At 41.1% G+C, this 22,119-nt stretch carries 17 protein-coding genes; 4 read left to right on the top strand and 13 right to left on the bottom strand.

The annotated features are described in order from the left end of the window. Positions 1-117: 117 nt before the first annotated feature. The 12 genes from aceE to EDC41_RS10550 all read right to left on the bottom strand — a co-directional run bounded on the left by aceE (position 118) and on the right by EDC41_RS10550 (position 13,888). Positions 118-2,775, bottom strand: coding sequence for a pyruvate dehydrogenase (acetyl-transferring), homodimeric type (gene aceE / locus EDC41_RS10605; RefSeq protein ID WP_006250217.1), 2,658 nt, complete (start codon positions 2,773-2,775; stop codon positions 118-120). A 363-nt stretch (positions 2,776-3,138) separates the two neighbouring features. Beyond that, entirely contained in the window at positions 3,139-4,149 is a 1,011-nt protein-coding gene (gene pyrD / locus EDC41_RS10600; RefSeq protein WP_006250219.1) for a quinone-dependent dihydroorotate dehydrogenase, read from the bottom strand. 78 nt (positions 4,150-4,227) lie between these two features. Beyond that, positions 4,228-5,178 (bottom strand): ribose-phosphate pyrophosphokinase, encoded by a 951-nt coding sequence (locus tag EDC41_RS10595; protein WP_006250500.1) that lies wholly within the window; start codon positions 5,176-5,178, stop codon positions 4,228-4,230. 25 nt (positions 5,179-5,203) lie between these two features. After that, a complete protein-coding gene (gene ispE / locus EDC41_RS10590) occupies positions 5,204-6,058 on the bottom strand; it encodes a 4-(cytidine 5'-diphospho)-2-C-methyl-D-erythritol kinase (protein WP_006250501.1) in 855 nt (284 codons plus the stop codon). Further along, positions 6,046-6,678, bottom strand: a complete 633-nt coding sequence (gene lolB, locus EDC41_RS10585; protein WP_006250502.1) for a lipoprotein insertase outer membrane protein LolB — start codon at positions 6,676-6,678, stop codon at positions 6,046-6,048. The genes ispE and lolB overlap by 13 nt, the downstream gene beginning before the upstream one ends. Positions 6,679-6,766: 88 nt before the next feature. After that, positions 6,767-8,530 (bottom strand): lipid A ABC transporter ATP-binding protein/permease MsbA, encoded by a 1,764-nt coding sequence (gene msbA / locus EDC41_RS10580; RefSeq protein WP_006250503.1) that lies wholly within the window; start codon positions 8,528-8,530, stop codon positions 6,767-6,769. A gap of 83 nt (positions 8,531-8,613) precedes the next feature. Next, the gene (locus EDC41_RS10575; protein WP_006253134.1) at positions 8,614-9,300 is read right to left on the bottom strand and encodes an LrgB family protein; all 687 of its coding nucleotides are present in this window, start codon (positions 9,298-9,300) and stop codon (positions 8,614-8,616) included. A gap of 1 nt (position 9,301) precedes the next feature. Further along, positions 9,302-9,667, bottom strand: coding sequence for a CidA/LrgA family protein (locus EDC41_RS10570; protein ID WP_006250186.1), 366 nt, complete (start codon positions 9,665-9,667; stop codon positions 9,302-9,304). 73 nt (positions 9,668-9,740) lie between these two features. Next, positions 9,741-11,666, bottom strand: coding sequence for a DNA repair helicase YoaA (yoaA, locus tag EDC41_RS10565; protein WP_006250506.1), 1,926 nt, complete (start codon positions 11,664-11,666; stop codon positions 9,741-9,743). 182 nt (positions 11,667-11,848) lie between these two features. After that, positions 11,849-12,070: a hypothetical protein gene (locus EDC41_RS10560; RefSeq protein WP_006250508.1), complete on the bottom strand. Its 222-nt coding sequence runs from the start codon at positions 12,068-12,070 to the stop codon at positions 11,849-11,851. An 86-nt stretch (positions 12,071-12,156) separates the two neighbouring features. Beyond that, positions 12,157-12,954 carry an ABC transporter ATP-binding protein gene (locus tag EDC41_RS10555; RefSeq protein ID WP_006250509.1) on the bottom strand — a complete coding sequence of 266 codons (798 nt, stop codon included), beginning with the start codon at positions 12,952-12,954 and terminating at the stop codon, positions 12,157-12,159. 1 nt (position 12,955) lies between these two features. Further along, positions 12,956-13,888, bottom strand: a complete 933-nt coding sequence (locus EDC41_RS10550) for an ABC transporter permease (RefSeq protein ID WP_006253136.1) — start codon at positions 13,886-13,888, stop codon at positions 12,956-12,958. A 241-nt stretch (positions 13,889-14,129) separates the two neighbouring features. Here EDC41_RS10550 and dauA point away from each other — a divergent pair, with 241 nt between their 5' ends. Further along, positions 14,130-15,863, top strand: a complete 1,734-nt coding sequence (dauA, locus tag EDC41_RS10545) for a C4-dicarboxylic acid transporter DauA (RefSeq protein WP_006249416.1) — start codon at positions 14,130-14,132, stop codon at positions 15,861-15,863. A gap of 91 nt (positions 15,864-15,954) precedes the next feature. Here dauA and uvrA read toward each other — a convergent pair whose 3' ends face one another. Next, complete coding sequence (uvrA, locus tag EDC41_RS10540) at positions 15,955-18,783, bottom strand: excinuclease ABC subunit UvrA (RefSeq protein WP_006250511.1); 2,829 nt, start codon at positions 18,781-18,783, stop codon at positions 15,955-15,957. A gap of 154 nt (positions 18,784-18,937) precedes the next feature. On the opposite strand from uvrA, the gene EDC41_RS10535 reads away from it, so the two are divergent. The 3 genes from EDC41_RS10535 (at position 18,938) to EDC41_RS10525 (ending at position 21,697) form a co-directional block, all read left to right on the top strand. Next, complete coding sequence (locus tag EDC41_RS10535; RefSeq protein ID WP_006253491.1) at positions 18,938-19,453, top strand: single-stranded DNA-binding protein; 516 nt, start codon at positions 18,938-18,940, stop codon at positions 19,451-19,453. A gap of 703 nt (positions 19,454-20,156) precedes the next feature. Beyond that, a complete protein-coding gene (locus EDC41_RS10530) occupies positions 20,157-20,456 on the top strand; it encodes a helix-turn-helix domain-containing protein (protein WP_006253266.1) in 300 nt (99 codons plus the stop codon). Between the two features lie 2 nt (positions 20,457-20,458). Further along, positions 20,459-21,697, top strand: a complete 1,239-nt coding sequence (locus EDC41_RS10525; protein ID WP_020824045.1) for a type II toxin-antitoxin system HipA family toxin — start codon at positions 20,459-20,461, stop codon at positions 21,695-21,697. Positions 21,698-22,119: the final 422 nt, after the last annotated feature.

Raw genomic sequence — 22,119 nt, 5'->3', positions numbered from 1 at the left:
TGCAAGCGGTTGATTTTCTCAACATTTTTGCAAATAAAACTAATACCCTCTCTGCTAAAAGTTTCTAAACGAAACCTTTAGCTGTCTCTCTCCCATCAAGGGAGAGAGTATTAGAAATTACGCATATAATGGGTTAATACGATCTACATTTAAGCCGAATTTAGTAATAGCTTCCGCAACCACTTTGTTTTCAACTGTACCTTCTTTCGCTAATTGAGCGAGGGCTGCAACTACTACATAACGCTCATCAACTTCGAAGTGTTCACGTAAGTTTGCACGGCTGTCTGAACGACCGAAACCGTCTGTACCTAACACGTGATAGTGTTTACTTGGTACATAAGCACGGATTTGCTCTGCGTACATTTTCATATAGTCGGTTGAAGCAACAGTTGGTAAATCTTGTAACACTTGAGCAACGTACGGTACACGTGGTGTTTCAGTTGGGTGTAATAAGTTCCAACGAGCCACATCTGCTCCATCACGACCTAATTCATTGAATGATGGTGCTGAGAATACATCTGCTGTAATGCCGTAGTCATTCGCGAGAATTTGTGCAGCTGCACGCACGTGACGCATAATTGCACCTGAGCTTAATAATTGTACGTGACCTTTACCTTTACCCTCAACAGTTTCAAATTTATATAAACCTTTACGGATACCTTCTTCCGCACCTGCCGGCATTGCCGGCTGTTCGGTAATTTCATTTAAGGTAGTAATGTAGTAGAAGATATCTTCTTGGTTTTCACCATACATACGACGAATACCGTCTTGAACAATAACCGCAACCTCAAAGGCAAATGCAGGGTCATAAGTGACGCAGTTCGGGATTACACCTGCTTGAATATGGCTATGACCATCTTCGTGTTGTAAACCTTCACCGTTTAATGTTGTACGACCTGAAGTACCACCAATCATAAAGCCACGAGCTAATTGGTCACCGGCTAACCACATCATATCGCCTACACGTTGGAAACCAAACATTGAGTAGTAGATGAAGAATGGGATCATCGGTAAGTTGCTAACAGAATAAGAAGTCGCTGCTGCCACCCAAGATGCTGTTGCACCTAACTCATTGATACCTTCTTGTAACACTTGGCCATCTTTTGCTTCACGGTAGTAAGCTACTAAATCACGGTCTGACGGTACATAGTTTTGACCATGTGGGTTATAAATACCGATTTGACGGAATAAACCTTCCATACCGAAAGTACGGGCTTCGTCCGCAATAATAGGTACGATTTGCTGACCGATATTTTTATCTTTCAATAAAGTATTCAATACACGAGAGAACGCCATTGTGGTTGAAATACCACGTGGTTGCTCATCCAATAATGCTTGGAATTCGCTTAATTCAGGCACTTTGAAATCAACCGTAAATTTCGGTTTACGTACAGGCACATAACCGTTTAAGGCTTTACGTTGTCCGTGTAAGTAGTTGTACTCTTCAGAACCTTCAGGGAATCTTACATACTCTAGGCTTTCTACTTGCTCATCGGTTAATGGTAGCTCGAAGTAGTCACGGAAGCCTTTTAAGCTATCTAATGACATTTTTTTCGATTGGTGAGCAGTATTTTTACTTTCCGCTTCAGGAATACGGTAGCCTTTCACTTGGTGAGCTAAAATTACAACCGGTTTGTCCGATTTTTGTGCTTTTGCATAGGCTGCATAAAGTTTTTCAGAATCGTGTGCACCACGGCGTAATGCCCAAATTTCATCGTCTGTCATATCAGCAACTAATGCTGCAGTTTCAGGGTAACGACCGAAGAAGTGTTCACGAACGTAAGCGCCATTTTTGGATTTGAAGGTTAAATAGTCACCATCAAGCACTTCCATCATTAACTGTTTAAGTTTGCCTGAAGTATCTTTTTCAAGCAGTTTATCCCAACCACTACCCCATAACACTTTAATCACTTCCCAGCCACAACCGGTAAAGAGTGCTTCTAATTCTTGCACGATTTTGCCGTTACCGTTAACCGGACCGTCTAAACGTTGTAAGTTACAGCTAATAGTGAAGATTAAGTTATTTAATTTTTCACGACCGGCGAATGATAATGCACCTTTAGATTCGATTTCATCCATTTCGCCATCGCCTAAGAATGCATATACTTTTTGAGCCGAAGTATCTTTTAGGCCACGGTTTTCTAAATATTTTAAGAAACGAGCTTGGTAAATAGCATTTACCGGTCCTAAACCCATAGATACGGTAGAGAATTGCCAAAATTCAGGCATTAATTTAGGGTGTGGGTAAGAAGATAAACCGTCTGTAAATGCTTCTTGACGGAAGTTATCCATTTGTTCTGCGGTAATACGACCTTCTAAGAACGCACGACCATACATACCCGGTGCTGCGTGGCCTTGGAAGAACACTAAATCACCACCATCTTTTTCGGTTGGTGCTTTGAAAAAGTGGTTAAAACACACTTCATACATAGTTGCCGCAGATTGGAAAGTTGAAATATGACCACCTAAGTCAAGATCTTTCTTCTGGCTACGAAGTACTGCCGCAATCGCATTCCAACGTACCGCAGAACGAATACGACGTTCGATTTTATGATCACCCGGATAAGCTGGCTGCTCGGAAACAGGGATAGTATTGACATAATCTGTTGTTACGCCTGTTGGTAATGCCACGCCACCTGCACGAGCTTGGCTAATAACTTGTTCAATGATAAATTGAGCGCGCTCTAAACCTTCTTCACGAATTAATGAATCGAGTGATGCTAACCAATCCTGAGTTTCGATTGGATCTACGTCATTTCTTAAGTTCTCTGACATAGTATTCTTCCTTATAAATTAACGATTGAGGTGATAAATAACAAAATTTTAACAAATTTTGTTTGTTTGGTGATTTTTAGACCAATTCTTATCGAAAAAATTTCAGTAAAACAACAATTTCCGAATTAAACCTCTCTTGAGGCATATACTAAAAATCATGATTAAAACTTATTATCTATTTGATTTTAAACGATTTTTATATAATTTTATAAAATTTGTTTAAATTTTGTAGATAAATTTGCAGTGCAAGATAGCAAAAATAGGCAATTTTGTCTATTTTTGATAGATAGCTAATACCGCCATCTATTCCACTAAGATGGCAGAAATAAACCTAACCAATCATTTTTAACTAGAAATCTATCCCTAACTGTTCAGCTGAAGGTGTTTGGCTAAGGTTTGAATTAATGATGGTCCTTGGTAAATCATTGCGGAATAGACTTGCAATAAACTAGCACCTGCATTCACTTTCTCCTGCCCACTCTCTAACGAATGGACTCCCCCACAACCTATAATTGGTATTCTCTCGCCCAACTCGGCAGATAATTTTGAAATTAACCTTGTACTTAATGAGTGTAATGGCTTGCCACTTAATCCACCCAGTTGTTCCGAATACGGTAATCCGGCAATACTTTCACGAGACAAGGTAGTATTGCCGGCAATCACCCCATCAATTTGGTAACGAATAAGACTATCGGCTACAGAAACGATTTCTTCATCGGTTAAATCAGGCGCAATCTTTAAAACAAGCGGTCGATATTTCCCCATTTTTTGCGAAAGTTGTGCCTGCTCATTTTTGAGGTTTCGCAGCAAATCATCTAATGCCTCACCATATTGTAAACTGCGCAAATTTTTGGTATTGGGTGATGAAATATTCACCGCCACATAATCAGCATATTGGTAAACCTTACGCAAACAAATTTGGTAGTCATCAAAGCTATGCTCAATTGGTGTAACCGCATTTTTTCCAATATTAATACCTAAAATACCACTATAGGTTGCATTTTTTACATTTTCTACTAAAACATCAACGCCTTTATTATTAAATCCATTGCGGTTAATAATTCCCTCTGCATCTACAATACGAAATTGCCTCGGTTTAGGGTTTCCGTCTTGAGCGAGAGGAGTAATAGTCCCAACCTCAATAAACCCAAATCCTAATTTCCCAAAACCATCTATCGCTTCACCGTTTTTATCCGCTCCGGCTGCAAGCCCTATTGGATTTTTAAACGTGAGTCCCATTACTTGGGTCGGATTATCGGGTGTTGGCAGAATCGAAAAAGGCGATTTTCCGGCTAAAGCAAGTGCCTGAATAGAGAATTGATGTGCTTTTTCCGTATCTAGTGCAAAAAGTAATTTACGAATCAGGGAATACATACAAATTATCTTAAACTAAATATAGTAGTGAACAGATATGAAAAACCCAATCTTTCGACTGGGTTTTTATCTCATAAATTAGGCATCAAACATTGCTGAAATGGATTCTTCATTGCTAATACGGCGAATTGCTTCTGCTAACATACCGGATAATGTTAAAACACGTACTTTATCTAATGCTTTAATCTCATTACTCAGTGGAATAGTATCAGTTACTACAATTTCATCTAAAGCAGGATTCGCTAAATTTTGAGCTGCTGAGCCTGAAAATACCGCGTGTGTGGCATAAGCAAAGACACGACGGGCGCCACGTTCTTTCAGCGCTTCAGCCGCTTTGACTAAAGTACCACCAGTATCGATCATATCATCAACTAAAATACAGTCACGATCAGCCACATCACCGATAATGTGCATTACCTGTGATACATTCGCTTTTGGACGACGTTTATCAATAATTGCCATATCGGTATCATTTAATAATTTTGCCACCGCTCTTGCACGAACAACCCCACCAATATCTGGAGAAACCACGATAGGGTTGACCAAATCGGATTTTTTCAAAATATCATCGATTAACACAGGGGAACCAAATACGTTATCTACCGGCACATCAAAGAAACCTTGAATTTGCTCTGCGTGTAAGTCGCAGGTTAAGACTCTATCTACCCCTACGCTGGATAAGAAATCAGCAATCACTTTTGCGGTAATTGGCACACGGGCTGAACGCACGCGTCTGTCTTGGCGTGCATAACCGAAATACGGAATCACTGCGGTAATACGACCAGCTGATGCACGGCGAAGCGCATCTACCATCACGATCAATTCCATTAAATTATCATTAGTTGGTGCACAAGTGGATTGCACAATAAAAATATCGCCTCCACGCACATTTTCATTGATTTGTACTTGAATTTCACCATCGCTAAAACGACCAACTGTTGCATTACCTAATGAGGTATAAAGATGTTTTGCAATACGATTAGCAAGTTCCGGAGTTGCGTTGCCCGCAAACAGTTTAATATCTGTCATGGATTGATCCTTAAGGTTAAGATGGTTAGATTTGGAATAACATTTGATGTAATGGCGAAATATTTTGCCCTTTCGCCACAAAACCGAAGACGGCTTCCGGTTTATGTGCAAAAACCTGCTCGGCTTCTGCTTTTGTTTCAAATTCGGCGAAAATACAAGCACCTGTGCCTGTTAGCCTAAACTGAGCATATTGTAACAATTCTTGTATAAGATCTTCAACCGCAGAATACTTTTCTCGTACAACTTTTTCGCAATCGTTTTCCCACGGTAAAGATAATAATTCGGCTAAGGGGCGTTTTGGAGTATTTCTAGGTAAATTCGGGTCGGTAAACACCGCTTCGGTTGAAATCGACACTTCTGGTTTTAGCACTACATACCATTTTTCTTGTGGATCACAAGGGGTTAACACCTCCCCCACGCCTTCGGCAAAAGCAGCCATACCTCTAACAAATATCGGCACATCAGCCCCTAAACTTAAGCCTAATTCTGCCAATTTTTCCAATGAAAGCTCGGTATTCCACAAGTGATTTAAACCGACTAATACTGTTGCAGCATTAGAAGATCCACCACCAACACCTCCGCCCATCGGTAGGTTTTTTTTAATCCCAATACGGCAGCCTTGCCTACAAGCGGTCGTTTTTTGCAAAAGTTTTGCTGCTCGGTAAATGAGATTCTCCTCAGTTGCCACCCCTTCTACCGGATTAATTAATTCAACCTCTGAACTTTCTGTGATCTCAATCTCAATTTCATCACCAAAATCTAAAAACTGAAACAGCGTTTGTAGCTCGTGATAACCGTCTGCCCGCTTATTGGTAATGTATAAAAACAGGTTTAATTTTGCCGGGCTGGGTAAGGTGACTTTCTTCATTAATACGCCCATTTTTCAATGCGGATCTTCAACGTTTGAGTGCCGTTTTCAAGCACAATCAGCTTCGGTAAGTTTGGTACACGATCTTCGTGATACTCCACATAGCTTGCTTTCCAAAGCGTGCCATTAAGCGGATAACTAAATTGCGACAGCTGGCGTTTTTCATTCACAATATAGTTGCCATCTTTTTCAGGCAAGCCTTTTACCCAATAGGCAAACTGATCGATAGGAAACGAAACACTGATAATCTCTTGCATTAACGCATCAACATCACGGTCAGAACGGCTATTACCCTCACTGTCCGAAACCGTTAAGCCTCGTTTATTACGCTCTAATTTCAGTGATTTAGTCGAGAGATTCGAGGAAAGCTCTAACCCAAATTGGATTGGATTAGTATAACGCCAGTTGAAATGGGAAGAAAAACGCTCTTCAGGCGAAATATAGCCAAATTGCCCCGTTGCAGTATAGCCTTGAATTTGGCTCAGTTTCGCTAAATGCTGCTGCCATTGTGGATCGTTATGCGGAATTTGTACTGTTGGTTGTTGCACCTCTGTTGGGGCATTTAGTACCGAATTACAGGCGGTTAAGACCAGTAAAGCACTAAGAGATAAAAGTTTTGTCAGTTTTTTCATAGTATCCAAATAAATTATTGTAGGGACGAAATATTTTTCGCCCTGTTTTTATCATTAATTGGGGAGAAACATATTTCTCCCCTACAAATTAGGCTCCGAATTGTAAACTATGGAGTTGTTTATAAGCCCCACCTTGTGCTAACAATTCCGTATGGCTGCCACGCTCGATAATATTTCCGTGATCGACTACCAAAATTTCATCGGCTTTTTCAATCGTGGATAACCGGTGTGCTATAACCAGCACCGTACGATCTTTCTGTAGCACTTCAAGTGCAGATTGGATCGCTCTTTCTGACTCCGTATCTAATGCAGAGGTGGCTTCATCCAGCACAAGCACAGGAGAATTTCGCAGTAATGCACGAGCGATTGCCAAGCGTTGGCGTTGCCCACCGGAAAGACTTGCTCCGTTTTCACCGATCACTGTATCTAAGCCATTTTCCAGTTTTTCGATAAATTCCATTGCGTGTGCAGCTTTTGCAGCGACAATAATTTCTTCTCGAGTGTATTTATCGGTGGCAGCATAGGCTATATTGTTGGCAACAGTGTCGTTAAATAAATGCACCTGCTGCGAAACCACTGAACATTGTTCTCTTAAATTTTTTAAGCGGTAATCTTGAATGTTAATGCCATCAAGCAAAATTTCACCGTCAGTCACATCATAAAAACGGGTAAGCAAATTGGCAATGGTTGATTTACCCGAGCCGGAACGCCCAACCAATGCTACTGTTTTGCCTTTAGGAATGGTGAAAGAAATATTATTTAATGCTTTTTCATCTTTGCCTTCATAACTAAAGCTCACGTTTTTAAATTCCACATTGCCTTCTGCTTTAACAACAGAGATTGAGCCGTGATCTTTTTCAGTTTTTAAATCTAAAAATTCAAATAATGTTTGGCAGGCTGCCATTCCACGTTGGAATTGTGAGTTCACATTGGTGAGTGATTTTAGAGGGCGTAACATTGCCATCATCGAAGAAAACACTACTGTGAATGAACCTGCGGTTAAATTCTCACTCATCACTTCAGGGAAGGTCGCAACGTAAAGCACCGCAGATAACGCAAAAGAGGCAATAAGTTGCACCACACCGTCAGAAATACTATCAGCAGAAACGACTTTCATACCTTTACGCCGCATATCATTACTGACTCGGTCAAAACGAGCTTTCTCAATTTCCTGCCCGCCAAAGGAAAGTACCACCTTATGCCCTTTAAGCATTTGTTCTGTCGTGACAGTAAGCTCCCCCATTGAACTTTGGATATTGCGACTTAATTGACGAAAATATTTTGAAACGAAACTGATCAGTACCCCAATGATAGGAGCCATCACAAATAACACAATAGAAAGCTGCCAACTGGTATAGATCATCACCACAAACAATGACAGCAGATAAGCCCCTTCACGCACAATAGTCACTAAAGAATGAGAAGCAGAACTCGCCACCATTTCGGTATCGTAAGTCACTCGTGAGAGCAAACGCCCGGTCGGGTTGTTATCAAAATAGCTTACCGGCATATACATTAAATGTTGAAAAATATGGCGGCGTAATGTCATTACTACCTTGCCTGACACCCAAGCTAAACAGTAACTGGCAATATAATTGGTAATACCGCGCACTAAAATAAAAACTACTACAAGCACCGCCATCAATTTCAGAAAATCATTATTAGCTTGCCCAAAGCCTTCATCTAGCAAGGGTTTGAGGAGATAGATAAGACTAGAATCCACTAACGCATTTAATACTAAAGCGACAGCACCTGTAATCAGACCCGCTTTAAACGGGCTGATAGTCGGCCATAAACGCTTAAAGGTTTTAAGCGTAGAAAGATCTTTTTCTTGTGTTATTTGTTCTTGCATAATTCTCTATTTTCATTGAAAAATCACGGTATTGTACCTTGATTTCAGCCAGTTACCAAATAAGGTTTGAGATTTCACTGTTTTTAGTAACATAACGTGACGATAACGTTAAATATTAAAGGTGCAAATATAGAAGACAGCACACCACAAGCCACTAATGCGATAGAACTATAGCTACCGGCTTTCATACTATGCTCTAAGCATCTTGCCGTGCCTAATGCGTGGGAAGCAGCTCCCATACTTAACCCAATCGCCATCACATTTCTTACTTTTGCCAGGCGCAGAAGCGTAAAGCCTAAAATAGATCCCACTAAGCCTGCGATCATCACCCCAACCGCTGCGATTGCAACATTTCCATTAATTTCATTCGTAATAATAATTGCCATTGGCATTGATACCGATTTAGGCAAAATGGCGGCTAAGATCTCTTGGCTTGCCCCAAATAATAATGAAAACCCAAGCCCGGTTATCATCGTAATGATGGTACTAAACAGCAAAATCACGACAATCTGTCGCCATTTTTTACGGATATGGGGTAATTGTTCATAAAAAGGGTAAGCAAGTGCCACAACAGAAACGCCAAGTAAGTTATTCAAGGGGGAATTACCTTGATAATAGTCTTGGTAAGGGATATTAAAAATCAGTAATACACCAATTAGCAAAGCGAGTGCAATTAAGAAAGGGTTCAGAAAACTGCTCTTGAGTTTTTGGCTGATTTTCAAACCGGCAATAAACATGATTACCGTCAACACAGTGTAAAGATAGCTCATTTTACCCTCTCTTGTAATGAAAAATCCACTGTGCAAACACGCCAATCGCGACCACAGAAACTAAGGTGCTTAATGCCGTTGCTAATACAAAAGTGTTCAGATTTTGGCGTAACAGCTCAAGATGTTCGATGAGTTCGACACAAATCGGAAGGAAAAATAGTGTTATATAACGTGTGAGCGGTTTCGCGCTCGGTATCACCCATTCCACTTTAACAATGCCGATAACCAAGCAGCCGAATAAGATAAGCATACCTAAAATACTATCCGGGATCCCGATGGGGAATAGATAAACGATTAACTTGCCTAAATAAAGCATCACAAATAACAATGCCAAAGAAGCAACCATACGCAGCAATGTAGACAACATATAACTCCTCAACAAGCGGTTATTTTTATCCGTTTTTTTGCAAAAATCTGCAGAAATCTGACCGCTTGTAACCCTATTTTTGTTTCAAAAATTGAATAACATTCCCCAAATCTCTAGTGCGTCTAGACGGCGGTAAACTTTTCAAGAAAGTTTGCCCATAATTTCGCATCACCAAACGGGAATCACAAATAATCACTACACCTCTATCGGTCACATCACGAATTAAACGCCCTACACCTTGTTTGAGGGTAATCACCGCTTCGGGAATTTGAATATCGTTAAACGGATCACCGCCCTGTATCTTACAATCTTCCATTCGGGCTTTGAGTAATGGTTCGTCCGGTGAAGTGAACGGCAATTTATCAATAATCACCAACGATAAATCATCGCCTCGCACATCAATCCCCTCCCAAAAACTTTGGGTCGCCACCAACACGCTGTGATCTTCTTTCACAAATTTTTCCAATAAACGGCTTTTGCTGGTTTCGCCTTGCAATAACACATTCAGCGAACTGTGTTCGCGTAAAAAGTCGGCTAAACCTCGCATCATATAATAGGAAGTACAAAGCAAGAAACAACGCCCTTTATTCGCCTCAATCACCGGTTTTAATAATTGCCCGAGAGCAGTTAAAGTATTGGATTTATTGGTATCCGGCAAGTAGCGGGGCACACAGAGTAAAGATTGATGTTGGTAATCAAACGGACTTTGTAACACCAACTGCTCCGCATTTTCGATGCCCAGCCGTTGACAAAAATGATCGAATTTGCCCCCAACTTCGAGTGTGGCTGAGGTAAACACCCAACCAATTTGCTGGTTCTTCAACTGTTCTCCAAATTTATCTGCCACCATAAGCGGCGTAATATGCAGCCCAAAGGATCGTCCATTCGCCTCATACCAGTAACAATAGCCTGTCACACTAGTATCCATTAATTTTTTAAGTTGAACCTTAACTTCTGCTAACCGCTCGAAAATTTTATCCAACATTTCCGACCGCCCCAGCGATTTTTTCGCCACTTCACTTAAAAAATCAATATTTTCAGCCACTTTTACCAAGCCATCGACCACTTTTTTATCACGAAATAACTCTCGCAAATTGCCTCGAATCTGCCCTTCTCCGCCCATCAATAATCGGAAATCTTGCACTACTTTCGTCAAGTGATCAGCCGCTTTGCCTAATTGAGACAGATCTTTGAGTTCAGTGCGGTAAACAATATTGGTATCCTTACAAATATCAAATAACTGGCGGGAAGAAAGCGATTGCCCAAAATATTGGCTGGCAATATCCGGCAGTTGGTGAGCTTCATCAAAGATCACCAGCTCAGCTTCAGGGATCAACTCACCAAAACCGGTCTCTTTTACTGCCATATCAGCACAGAATAGGTGATGGTTTACCACCACTACGTCTGCCTCCATCGCTTTACGGCGGGCTTGTACCACATAACAATCTTTAAAATGCGGGCAGTCCGAGCCTAAGCAACTCTCGGTGGTGCTGACTAACTGCGGTAGAATCGGGCTATCTTCGGCAATGGTAATACATTCACTTAAATCCCCTGTTTTAGTGGCATTTTGCCATTTACTGACTTTTTTTAAATCGGTAAGAACGGATTTATCCCCAAGTACGCCCATTGCGGTCACTTGATCTAAACGCTCTAAACACAAATAGTTCGCACGCCCTTTGAGTAACGCAATTTTGCCTTTGTATTTCAGGGCTTTTTGAATAGTGGGAAGATCTCGATTAAAAAGTTGATCTTGCAGGTTTTTAGAACCTGTCGAAAGAATAGTTTTCTTGCCTGAAAGTAGTGCCGGCACAAGATAAGCAAAGGTTTTGCCTGTGCCGGTTCCCGCCTCTACCACAACAGGTGTCGCAAATTTTACTGCTTTTGCGACCACTTGAGCCATTTCAAGCTGTGCTTGGCGTGGTCGAAATCCACTGATATTTTGGCTGAGCAACCCATTTTCGCTAAATGCGTGCTGAATTTTATCGTCGTATTTTGTCATTTAAAAACAGGCAAGCGGTCGAATTTGCAAAATATTTTGCAAAAACAACCGCTTGTGAAAAATTAAATATTATTGATTTTTGGATAATTGTTCTTTAGAAATCCGGTTAATAATATAAAGCCAAGCAAACGCAAAGACGTTTAAAATTAGCAAACCTATGGTTAAATTCCAGCCTAGTTCCATCACAACACCTCCTTTAGCTGCCGTAATTTTCGCCCAAGCGTCAAAAAAACATAAATACTCAATACCAATAATGCTAAGTTAGTCAATTTAATCAACGTTGGTTCTTTGCCAAAAAGTATAACAGGAATTGCCAAAATCGCAACTTTCGCTACATCAACCGAAATTTTAGCCCAATCGTCTAGCGTTTCTTTCTCTACCGGTGTTTTGAAAATGCTTAACATTGAATACCTCCTTTTGGGCTTATTATTTAAAATTTGACAGCCAAAAACAAAAGGAGAAATTCATTTTTTCGATGCAGATCGCAAAATTAATTGCCGAGTAATAATCCATCGTCACTCAACTGCTCGTGGCGACTTTGTTGGAAAAGTTGTAACAGATCCGGCACGTCCATTTTTTGCCGTTGCTCGCCCGAAACATCAAACGCCACTTGCCCTTGGTGTAACATCACGGTTCTATCGCCATAGTCAAGGGCTTGCCGCATTGAATGCGTTACCATTAGCGTGGTTAATTTCTGTTCTCTTACAATTTTATTGGTAAGTTCAAGCACAAAATCGGTGGTTTTCGGATCTAGTGCCGCGGTGTGTTCATCTAACAATAAGACATTAGACGGCTGAAGTGATGCCATCAGCAAGCTCACCGCTTGGCGTTGCCCGCCTGATAAACGCCCCATTTGATCAGTAAGCCGATTTTCCAAACCTAGCCCTAACAAAGCAAGTTTGTCTTTGAATAACTCTCGCATTTGGCGTTTGATCGCAAAGCCCAACCCACGTTTACGTCCACGTTGGTAAGCCAGTGCCATATTTTCTTCAATCGTTAAACTTTCACAAGTGCCAGCCATCGGGTCTTGGAAAACTCGGGCGACTTGATTTGCCCGTTGCCAAGTGGTGGATTGGTTTACCTTATTTCCTTGAATTAAAATCTCACCGGAGTCCACCGCACAATCACCACTGATCGCATTTAATAAGGTAGATTTACCCGCCCCATTGCTACCAATTACCGACACAAATTCGCCTTGCTCAACTTTTAGGGATAAGCCTCTCAGCACAGGGTTCTCAATTGCTGTCCCTTTGTTGAAGGTAATAAATAAGTTATTGAGTTCAATCATATTAACCTCGCTTACCGAGCAATTTGTGTTTAATTCGAGGAACCACTAATACAATCACCACCAATAACGCCGTAATTAAATTCAGATCTTGCGGGCCAAAGCCAATGCCGTTTAAAGTTTCGTTATTTAATGCTAGTGCGATGAAGAAACGATAAAGAATTGAGCCAATAATCACCGCAAAGGTAAGCCAAATAATCCGTTTTACCGAAAAAATTGCTTCCCCGATAATTACCGCCGCCAAGCCAATCACGATAGTTCCTACCCCAATCGAAATATCTACACCACCGTTGCTTTGCACATACAAAGCACCACCTAAGGCAATTAACGCATTAGAAATCGCCATCCCTAAAATCGTCATTTTATTAATCGCAATACCCTGTGCTTTCGCCATTCGGCTATTAGTACCGGTTGCCCGCACAGCCAAACCGATTTCGGTCGCAAAAAAGAGGTCAAACAAACCTTTTACGATAATAACAACCAGCAATGTCATCACTAATCGTACTAAGGCTAACTGTAGATCGCTTTCAATCGGCATTACATCGTAAATCGTGGTTTCGCCTAAAATAGCAATATTCGGCATTCCCATAATGCGTAGATTAATCGAATAGAGTGCGATCATCATTAAAATACTGGCAAGCAATTTTTCGATTTTAAAGCCGATATGCAAACTTGCAGTAACCATACCGGCTACTGCTCCGGCAAGCGTGCCGTATAAAGTTGCCAGCCAAGGATCAACTTGATTCAAAATGCTGATCACACACACCGCCCCTCCTAAAGGGAAACTGCCGTCTGCGGTCAGATCCGGAAAATCCAGAATTTTATAAGAAATTAATACCCCAAGGGCAACAAGGGAATAAATTAACCCCAGCTCTAACGCCCCAATCCAAGTGATATTAGTTAAAAAGGCACTCAAAAAATGAATAAGACTGTCCATTTGTTTATTATAGTTAATGAAATCACACAAATGCACTACTATAGTAGTACAAATTAAAGTGGCATTTTACGCTATTTTCAAAATAAAATCAGCTAATTATTTGTATTTGCAAATTTTTCGCCTAAAACAACCGCTTGTCTCCAACATATTTCGTCTTTCCTGCTTTTTCTTGCGTTAGCTCAAATTTAATTTTATTCATTGCAGTAAAATAAGCGAAACATTCTCTTCACTCGAACATTCTATGTTAAATAAATGGTTTTTAACTAAAAATGCTTTTCTTGCCGTCAAGCCTTTTAGTGCATTAAAAGATGCTCTCAATGCAGGTTATGGTAAACAACATTTAATCAGAGATATTATTTCAGGCTTAACCGTTGGCGTTATTGCTATTCCGTTATCTATGGCGTTGGCGATTGCCAGCGGTGTGCCACCACAGCACGGTTTATATACGGCGATTGTTGCCGGGATTGTGATTGCCCTAACAGGCGGTTCAAGATTTAATATTTCAGGCCCAACAGCCGCTTTTGTGGTGATTCTATACCCCGTCACGCAGCAGTTTGGCTTAAGTGGATTACTCATGGCAACAATGCTTTCCGGAGGAATTTTAGTATTGATGGCGTTACTCCGATTAGGACGCTTAATTGAATACATTCCTCTACCTGTCACACTGGGTTTTACCTGTGGCATCGGTATTGTGATCGCCACCTTGCAAATCAAAGATTTTCTGGGCTTAAGCATTGAAAAAATGCCTGAACACTATCTTGGCAAGCTAGAGGCTATTTTTTCAGCATTGCCAACCATAAATTGGGCTGACACCTTAGTGGGTGTCGTAACATTGTTGGTTTTAACTCGTTGGCACAAGCTACGGTTGCCTATTCCCGGGCATTTACCCGCCGTCTTTATCGGCACGCTGTTATCATTACTGCTGATTCATTTCGGACAAAACGTTGCCACTATCGGCTCAGCATTCCACTACACGCTCTCTGACGGCACCACTGGGTATGGTATCCCAAGCGTATTACCTGAATTTGTGTTACCTTGGAATCTCCCGAATGCAGAGGGGAATCGGATAGATTGGAACTTAACCACCATTCAAGCCTTATTACCGGCTGCCTTTTCAATGGCAATGCTTGGGGCTATCGAATCGTTATTATGTGCGGTAGTGTGCGATAATATGACAGATACCAAGCACCACTCTAACAACGAACTATTAGCCCAAGGCTTAGGTAATATTGCCTCGCCATTTTTAGGGGGAATTACCGCCACAGCAGCGATTGCGAGATCGGCTGCCAATGTTCGTTCCGGGGCAGTTTCCCCCATTTCTAGTGTGGTTCACGCCTTGTTGGTTTTATTTGCCCTACTCTTTTTGGCTAAAGCACTTTCCTATTTGCCTCTTTCCTCAATGGCTGCACTATTATTGGTAGTAGCTTGGAATATGGCAGATATTCCACAAATCATTCAACTTACCCGCCGTTCAGGTAAAAATGAAATTGCGGTTTTACTGACTTGCATTACCCTCACGGTATTATTTGATATGGTAATTGCCATTACGGTAGGGGTGTTACTGGCAAGCCTGCTATTTATCCGTACTATTGCAGAAATGACTAAATCCTTTGAAATGGCTCACCCAACCGATTTGAACGATGTGTTGGTTTATCGGATCAGCGGTCCGTTATTTTTTGCTGCCGCCGATAATCTCTTTGCCGATCTGCACAATAAAACCGTACATACCGATCACCAAATTAAACATATTGTGCTGCAATGCGATGCCGTTACAGTATTAGATGCTGGTGGCATTCACGCCCTAACCCGCTTTGTACAGCATATGTTGCCACATCAACAACTTCATCTCTGTAATGTGCAATTTCAGCCGATGAGAATGCTAGTCCGCTCACAAAAAACGGTAAACGAAATCCCGCAAATTCAATTCAGTAGCGATCTTGAATCTGCCTTCGACAAAATCAGACAGGCTAACTAGGAATAACTCCGGATATAAAACAAGCGGTCATATTTTCCAACTTTTTGCAAATTGCAACATTTTCCGAAAATATGACCGCTTGTGTTGAACGTTAGCCTTTAGCCAAAATCTCTTTTAAGAAGCGTGCGGTGTGAGAACGTTTGTCTTTTGCCACTTCTTCCGGTGTGCCGGTAGCAATAATTTCACCGCCGCCACTGCCACCTTCAGGGCCAAGATCGACAATCCAGTCTGCGGTTTTAATCACATCTAAATTATGTTCGATCACCACAATCGTATTGCCTTGATCACGCAGGCGATGTAGCACGCCGAGTAACTGTTTAATATCGGCAAAATGCAAGCCGGTGGTCGGTTCATCTAAAATATAGAGCGTTTTGCCTGTGTCTCGTTTGGAAAGCTCGGTCGCCAATTTCACCCGTTGGGCTTCACCGCCTGAGAGCGTAGTAGAAGATTGCCCTAAACGGATATAAGATAACCCCACGTCCATCAAGGTTTGCAACTTGCGGGCAATCATCGGCACAGGGGCAAAAAATTCTCTCGCCTCTTCCACCGTCATCTCTAACACTTGGTGAATAGTTTTGCCTTTATAGCGAATTTCCAAGGTTTCACGGTTATAGCGTTTGCCTTTACAGTGATCGCAAGGCACATACACATCAGGCAAGAAGTGCATTTCAACTTTAATCACGCCGTCACCTTGACAGGCTTCGCAACGTCCGCCCCGCACATTAAAGCTAAACCGCCCTACGTTATACCCTCTGGCTCGAGCTTCTTGCGTGCCGGCAAAAAGCTCACGAATTGGCGTAAATAATCCGGTGTAAGTTGCCGGATTTGAGCGAGGAGTTCTCCCAATCGGGCTTTGGTCAATATCAATTACCTTGTCAAAATGCGATAAGCCGTCAATCGATTCATAAGGAGCAACATCGCTGTTTTCCGCTCGGTTTAACGCATTCTGTGCCAGAAGGAATAGTGTGTCATTAACTAAAGTTGATTTGCCCGAACCTGATACACCCGTGATACAAGTAAATAAACCAACCGGAATCTCTAATTTCACTTTTTTCAAGTTGTTACCACTTGCTCCCGATAAGGTGAGCAATTTAGTTGGCTCATAAGGCACACGCTGAGCCGGAATCTCAATTTTTTGCTTGCCTGAGAGGAATTGTCCGGTAATAGATTCCTCAATTTGCATAATTTCAGCTGCCGTACCTTGTGCGATAACTTGCCCACCGTGTACACCGGCACCCGGGCCTATATCCACGATATGATCTGCGGCTCGGATCGCATCTTCATCGTGTTCAACCACAATCACGGTATTGCCTAAATTGCGTAAATGCACCAAAGTATTCAGTAGGCGTTCATTGTCTCGTTGGTGCAAGCCGATGGAAGGCTCATCCAGCACATACATTACCCCTACTAAACCCGCACCAATTTGGCTGGCAAGGCGAATCCGCTGAGCCTCGCCACCTGAAAGGGTTTCTGCCGAGCGGGAAAGAGAAAGATAATTCAAGCCGACATTCACTAAAAACTGTAGCCGTTCACGAATTTCTTTGAGGATTTTCTCAGCAATTTTTTCTTTCTGACCGGCTAATTTCAGCTCTTCAAAAAAGGTTAATGCCTCGCCGATACTTTTTTCCGAAACCATCGGCAAATTGGTTTTATCTAAGAATACATAACGGGCTTCACGGCGTAACCGTGAGCCTTCGCAATCCATACAAGGACGATTATTAATATACTTCGCCAACTCTTCACGCACCGAGTTTGATTCGGTTTCTTTATAGCGGCGAGCCATATTATTCAGCACCCCTTCAAAAGCGTGTTTACGTTTGACCTTATCGCCTCGGTCATTGACATAAACAAACTCAATCTCTTCTTTAGTGCCGTTTAAAATAATGTTTTGATATTTTTTCGGTAGCTGCCCGAATGGGGTTTCTAAATCAAAGCCATAATGCTCGGCAACGGCTTTTAATAAGCCAAAATAGTAGAAACTGCGGCGATCCCAGCCTTTGATCGCACCGGCGGCTAATGAAACCTCTTCATTTTGCACTACTTTTTTGGCATCAAAAAACTGCTCAACGCCCAAACCATCACAAGTCGGGCAAGCACCTGCCGGGTTGTTAAACGAGAAAAGGCGTGGTTCTAATTCGTGTAAAGAGTAACCACAATGCGGACAAGCAAAGCTGGACGAAAACACAATTTCTTCGGCATTTGGGTCGTCCATATCTGCAATAATTGCGGTAGAGCCGGATAAATCTAACGCTGTTTCAAAAGATTCCGCCAAACGGGTGGCTAGATCAGCCCTTACTTTAAAGCGATCCACCACCACTTCAATGGTGTGTTTTTTCTGTAATTCTAATGCCGGTGGGTCGGATAAATCGCAAATTTCACCGTCAATTCTAGCCCGCAAATAGCCACTAGCGGTCAAATTTTCCAATAATTTTACGTGTTCGCCTTTACGCTCTTTCACCACAGGGGCAAGTAGCATCATCCGTTTTCCTTCCGGTTCTTCCAATACTCGATCCACCATCTGCGAAATAGTTTGAGCAGCCAATGGCACATCGTGGTCAGGGCAACGAGGCTCGCCCACTCGAGCAAACAATAAACGTAAATAGTCGTGAATTTCCGTTACCGTTCCTACGGTCGAACGTGGGTTGTGAGAGGTTGATTTTTGCTCAATCGAAATCGCAGGGGAAAGCCCTTCAATATGATCCACATCAGGCTTTTCCATTAAGGAGAGAAACTGGCGGGCGTATGCAGACAGTGATTCTACATAACGGCGTTGTCCTTCCGCATAGAGCGTATCAAACGCCAGAGACGATTTGCCCGAGCCGGAAAGCCCGGTAATTACAATGAATTTATCTCTCGGCAAGGTTAAATTGATGTTTTTTAAGTTGTGTGTTCTTGCTCCACGAATATCGATATGTTGCATATTTTTAATGTCCAGTGCTATTTTCTCAATTTTCGATCATTATCGCATATTTTAATAAAACTGTACAAAATATCAGTTTTTTGGTGTTCATCTTTTGGATTTTCAGGTAGAATACTTAGCAAATTTTAGTTTAATTTATCAAACAGAGGATTTTATGGCTGGTATCAATAAAGTAATTATTGTCGGTAATTTAGGTAACGACCCTGAAATGCGTACAATGCCAAATGGCGAAGCGGTTGCAAATATTAGTGTGGCAACCTCAGAAAGCTGGACGGATAAAAACACCGGTGAACGCCGTGAAGTAACCGAGTGGCATCGTATTGTATTCTACCGCCGTCAAGCAGAAGTATGCGGGCAATATTTACGTAAAGGCTCTCAAGTTTACGTAGAAGGACGTTTAAAAACCCGTAAATGGCAAGACCAAAACGGGCAAGATCGTTACACCACCGAAATTCAAGGCGATGTGCTACAAATGCTCGGTAGCCGTCAAGGTAATGATATGGGCGGTCAGCAAGGCGGTTGGGGAAATTCTGCTCCTGCGGGTAATAGCTACAATCAAGGCAACAGCAATTATGGTTACAACCAAACCCAAAGTGCTGCACCGCAATCTAAACCGGCACCACAGCCTGAGCCGGCAATGAACAATTTTGATGATGATATTCCGTTCTAATCAAAGTATTGACTTAAGTAGCTCATGGGTTCCATACACCGCATTTCGATGAAATAAAAAGCTACTCATATAAAGCGCCCCTACCTTACTCAAAATAATAGGGAACACTTCCAAGTAATAAGTGTTCCCTATTAATTAATAAATCCACTTTTCATTCGATTAATAAGTAACTTATTGACAGATTTATTATTGCCCCATTTCTCACATAAACGGCTAAAGTTCCCATCTATACGGGTTTATAAATACAATATTTTGAGAAAAATTGATATAGGAAGATAATAGAGAAATTCTTAATAGTAAATAAGAAAAGATATTAGAGTAGTGCCAGTGGTCGGACTCGAACCGACACGCTTTATGGGCGGCGGATTTTGAATCGTTTGTGTAGGATTGTTCAAATCATATTCGCAAATACACAGTTACTACGATGTATCCAGCCAATACATCCATTGGGATTTTCCGTCCGAATTTCAGACGTTCTAGATCTTACACATTCTTTCAAGTTTGTAAAGCCTGAAAATCATTTTTTAGATTGATTTTATTTGAAAAAATCTATTTTTTCTTTTAATTCAAATTTAGTCAAAACTTCACCAGATATTTTTTTCCGAAAAACCCTCTCTACCTATTTTACTGTTTACATAACTGCTCTTGCAATTGCTATAAATGGATATTATAATTTCCAAAAAACATAAAAATGGTAATAATAATGCTCAGTAAAACAAAATCACCAACTCTGTTTCCTAAGTACCAAAATGCCTTGCTTCAACTTGGAGAAAATATTAGGCTAGCCTCAAAAAGGAGAATGTTTACTCAAACATTATTGGCTCAAAGAACTGGGCTTAGCCGTGTAACAGTGAGAAAAATTATGAATGGTGATCCAACTGTTGCGATTGGATACTACCTAATGGTTTTAGGTGTTCTCGGTCTAGAACAAGATTTCACTGATGTTGGAAAGGATGATGAGTTAGGACGTAAATTGCAAGATATTGAATTATTAAGGAAATAATGATGAATAAACGAATTTATGTGTTTGCAGATTGGGAAACTTTTTCACAGCCTGAATTAGTTGGGGTGCTTTCTTCTGATGTAGTGAGAGGCAAAGAAAATTTCCGTTTTAGCTACGATAACGAGTGGTTAAGTTCACCCTATGTACAGCAGATTGATCCTAACTTATACCTTTACCCTGGAGAGCAATACAGTACAGATACACAAAATTTTCATATCTTTTTAGATTCTTGCCCTGATAGATGGGGTAGATTGTTAATGAAACGTCGGGAGGCAGCTCTAGCTAGTCAAGAGAATCGTAAACCTAAGTTACTAATAGAAAGTGATTACCTTTTAGGCGTACACGATATGAATAGAATGGGGGCTTTACGTTTTAAAACTGAATTGAATGGTCCATTTTTGGACAATAATACTCGTCTTGCAGCACCACCACTGTCTTCCTTAAGAGAATTAGAATTTGCAGCAATACAACTTGAAAGCAGTGATAATGTGGACGATCCGGATTATTTAAAATGGCTTCATATGTTGATATCACCAGGGTCGTCACTAGGCGGAGCTAGACCAAAAGCTTCGGTAATAGATGAACTAAATCAACTATGGATTGCCAAATTTCCAAGTCGGTACGATGATTATGATATTGCTCTTTGGGAATATTTAGCTTATCGACTGGCTATTCAAGCCAAAATTGAAATGGCTACTTGTAGAATTGAACGCTTTAACCAAGAACACCATACTTTTTTGACACAAAGATTTGATCGACATTGTGGAAAACGTCGCCATTTTACGTCAGCATTAACCCAGCTGGGTTATTATGACGGAGACTATGAGGCAAGCTACCTTGAGATTGCTCAATTTTTAACAGAAAGTGGTTCAAATACTCGAATTGACTTGGCTCAACTATGGAGAAGAATTGTATTCAATATTGCTATTTCGAATACTGATGATCATTTGCGTAACCACGGATTTATCTACGCTCAAGAGGGGTGGATATTATCTCCCGCATACGATTTAAACCCAGTACCACTATCTCAAGGATTACATTTAAACATAACAGACAGCGATAACCGATTGGATTATCAGCTCGCCTTTGATGTTGCTGACTTTTTTCAATTATCTAAGCAACAAGCCGTACAGATTTATGATGAAGTACTGAAAGAAGTTAATAATTGGCAAAATGTCGCAAAAGAAATTGGTATTCCACGCCAAGAGCAAGAGCAGATGAAATTTGCATTTAATGTATAGTAATTGACTTGTGGAACCAATCATCGTAGTCTATGTTCTAAAAAAGTAGCGTTACCTTAATAACGCAATGAGTTGTTGGCTCATTGTCAATCTGATATTAATCTAGGATGTAAAGGCCTAGCGGTGGCAGGCACCAGAAAGACCTGATACTAATCTAGGGTATAAAGACCTAGCGGTGGCAGACACCAGAACAAACCAACATCTTATAAAACCATTAGTAACACTTGACTTTTTTCTCAACCATATCCGCAAGGAAGCGTAGCCTTAAAAACGCAAATGTAGGAAACTAATCTAGGCATATATAATGCCTAGCAGATGGCAGACATCAGTGTAGAAGATCAAACCTAATCTGACAGTCCCCCGTTTTAAATTACCGTGTCTGTCAGATTAATTTGAGCTTAAATTCTTTTCCACCCAAATCC

Source organism: Mannheimia haemolytica, assembly GCF_004342115.1.
Classification (GTDB): Bacteria; Pseudomonadota; Gammaproteobacteria; order Enterobacterales; family Pasteurellaceae; genus Mannheimia; species Mannheimia haemolytica.
Note: the sequence above shows the minus strand (reverse complement) of the source record. Positions and strands in the feature narration are given on the sequence as shown.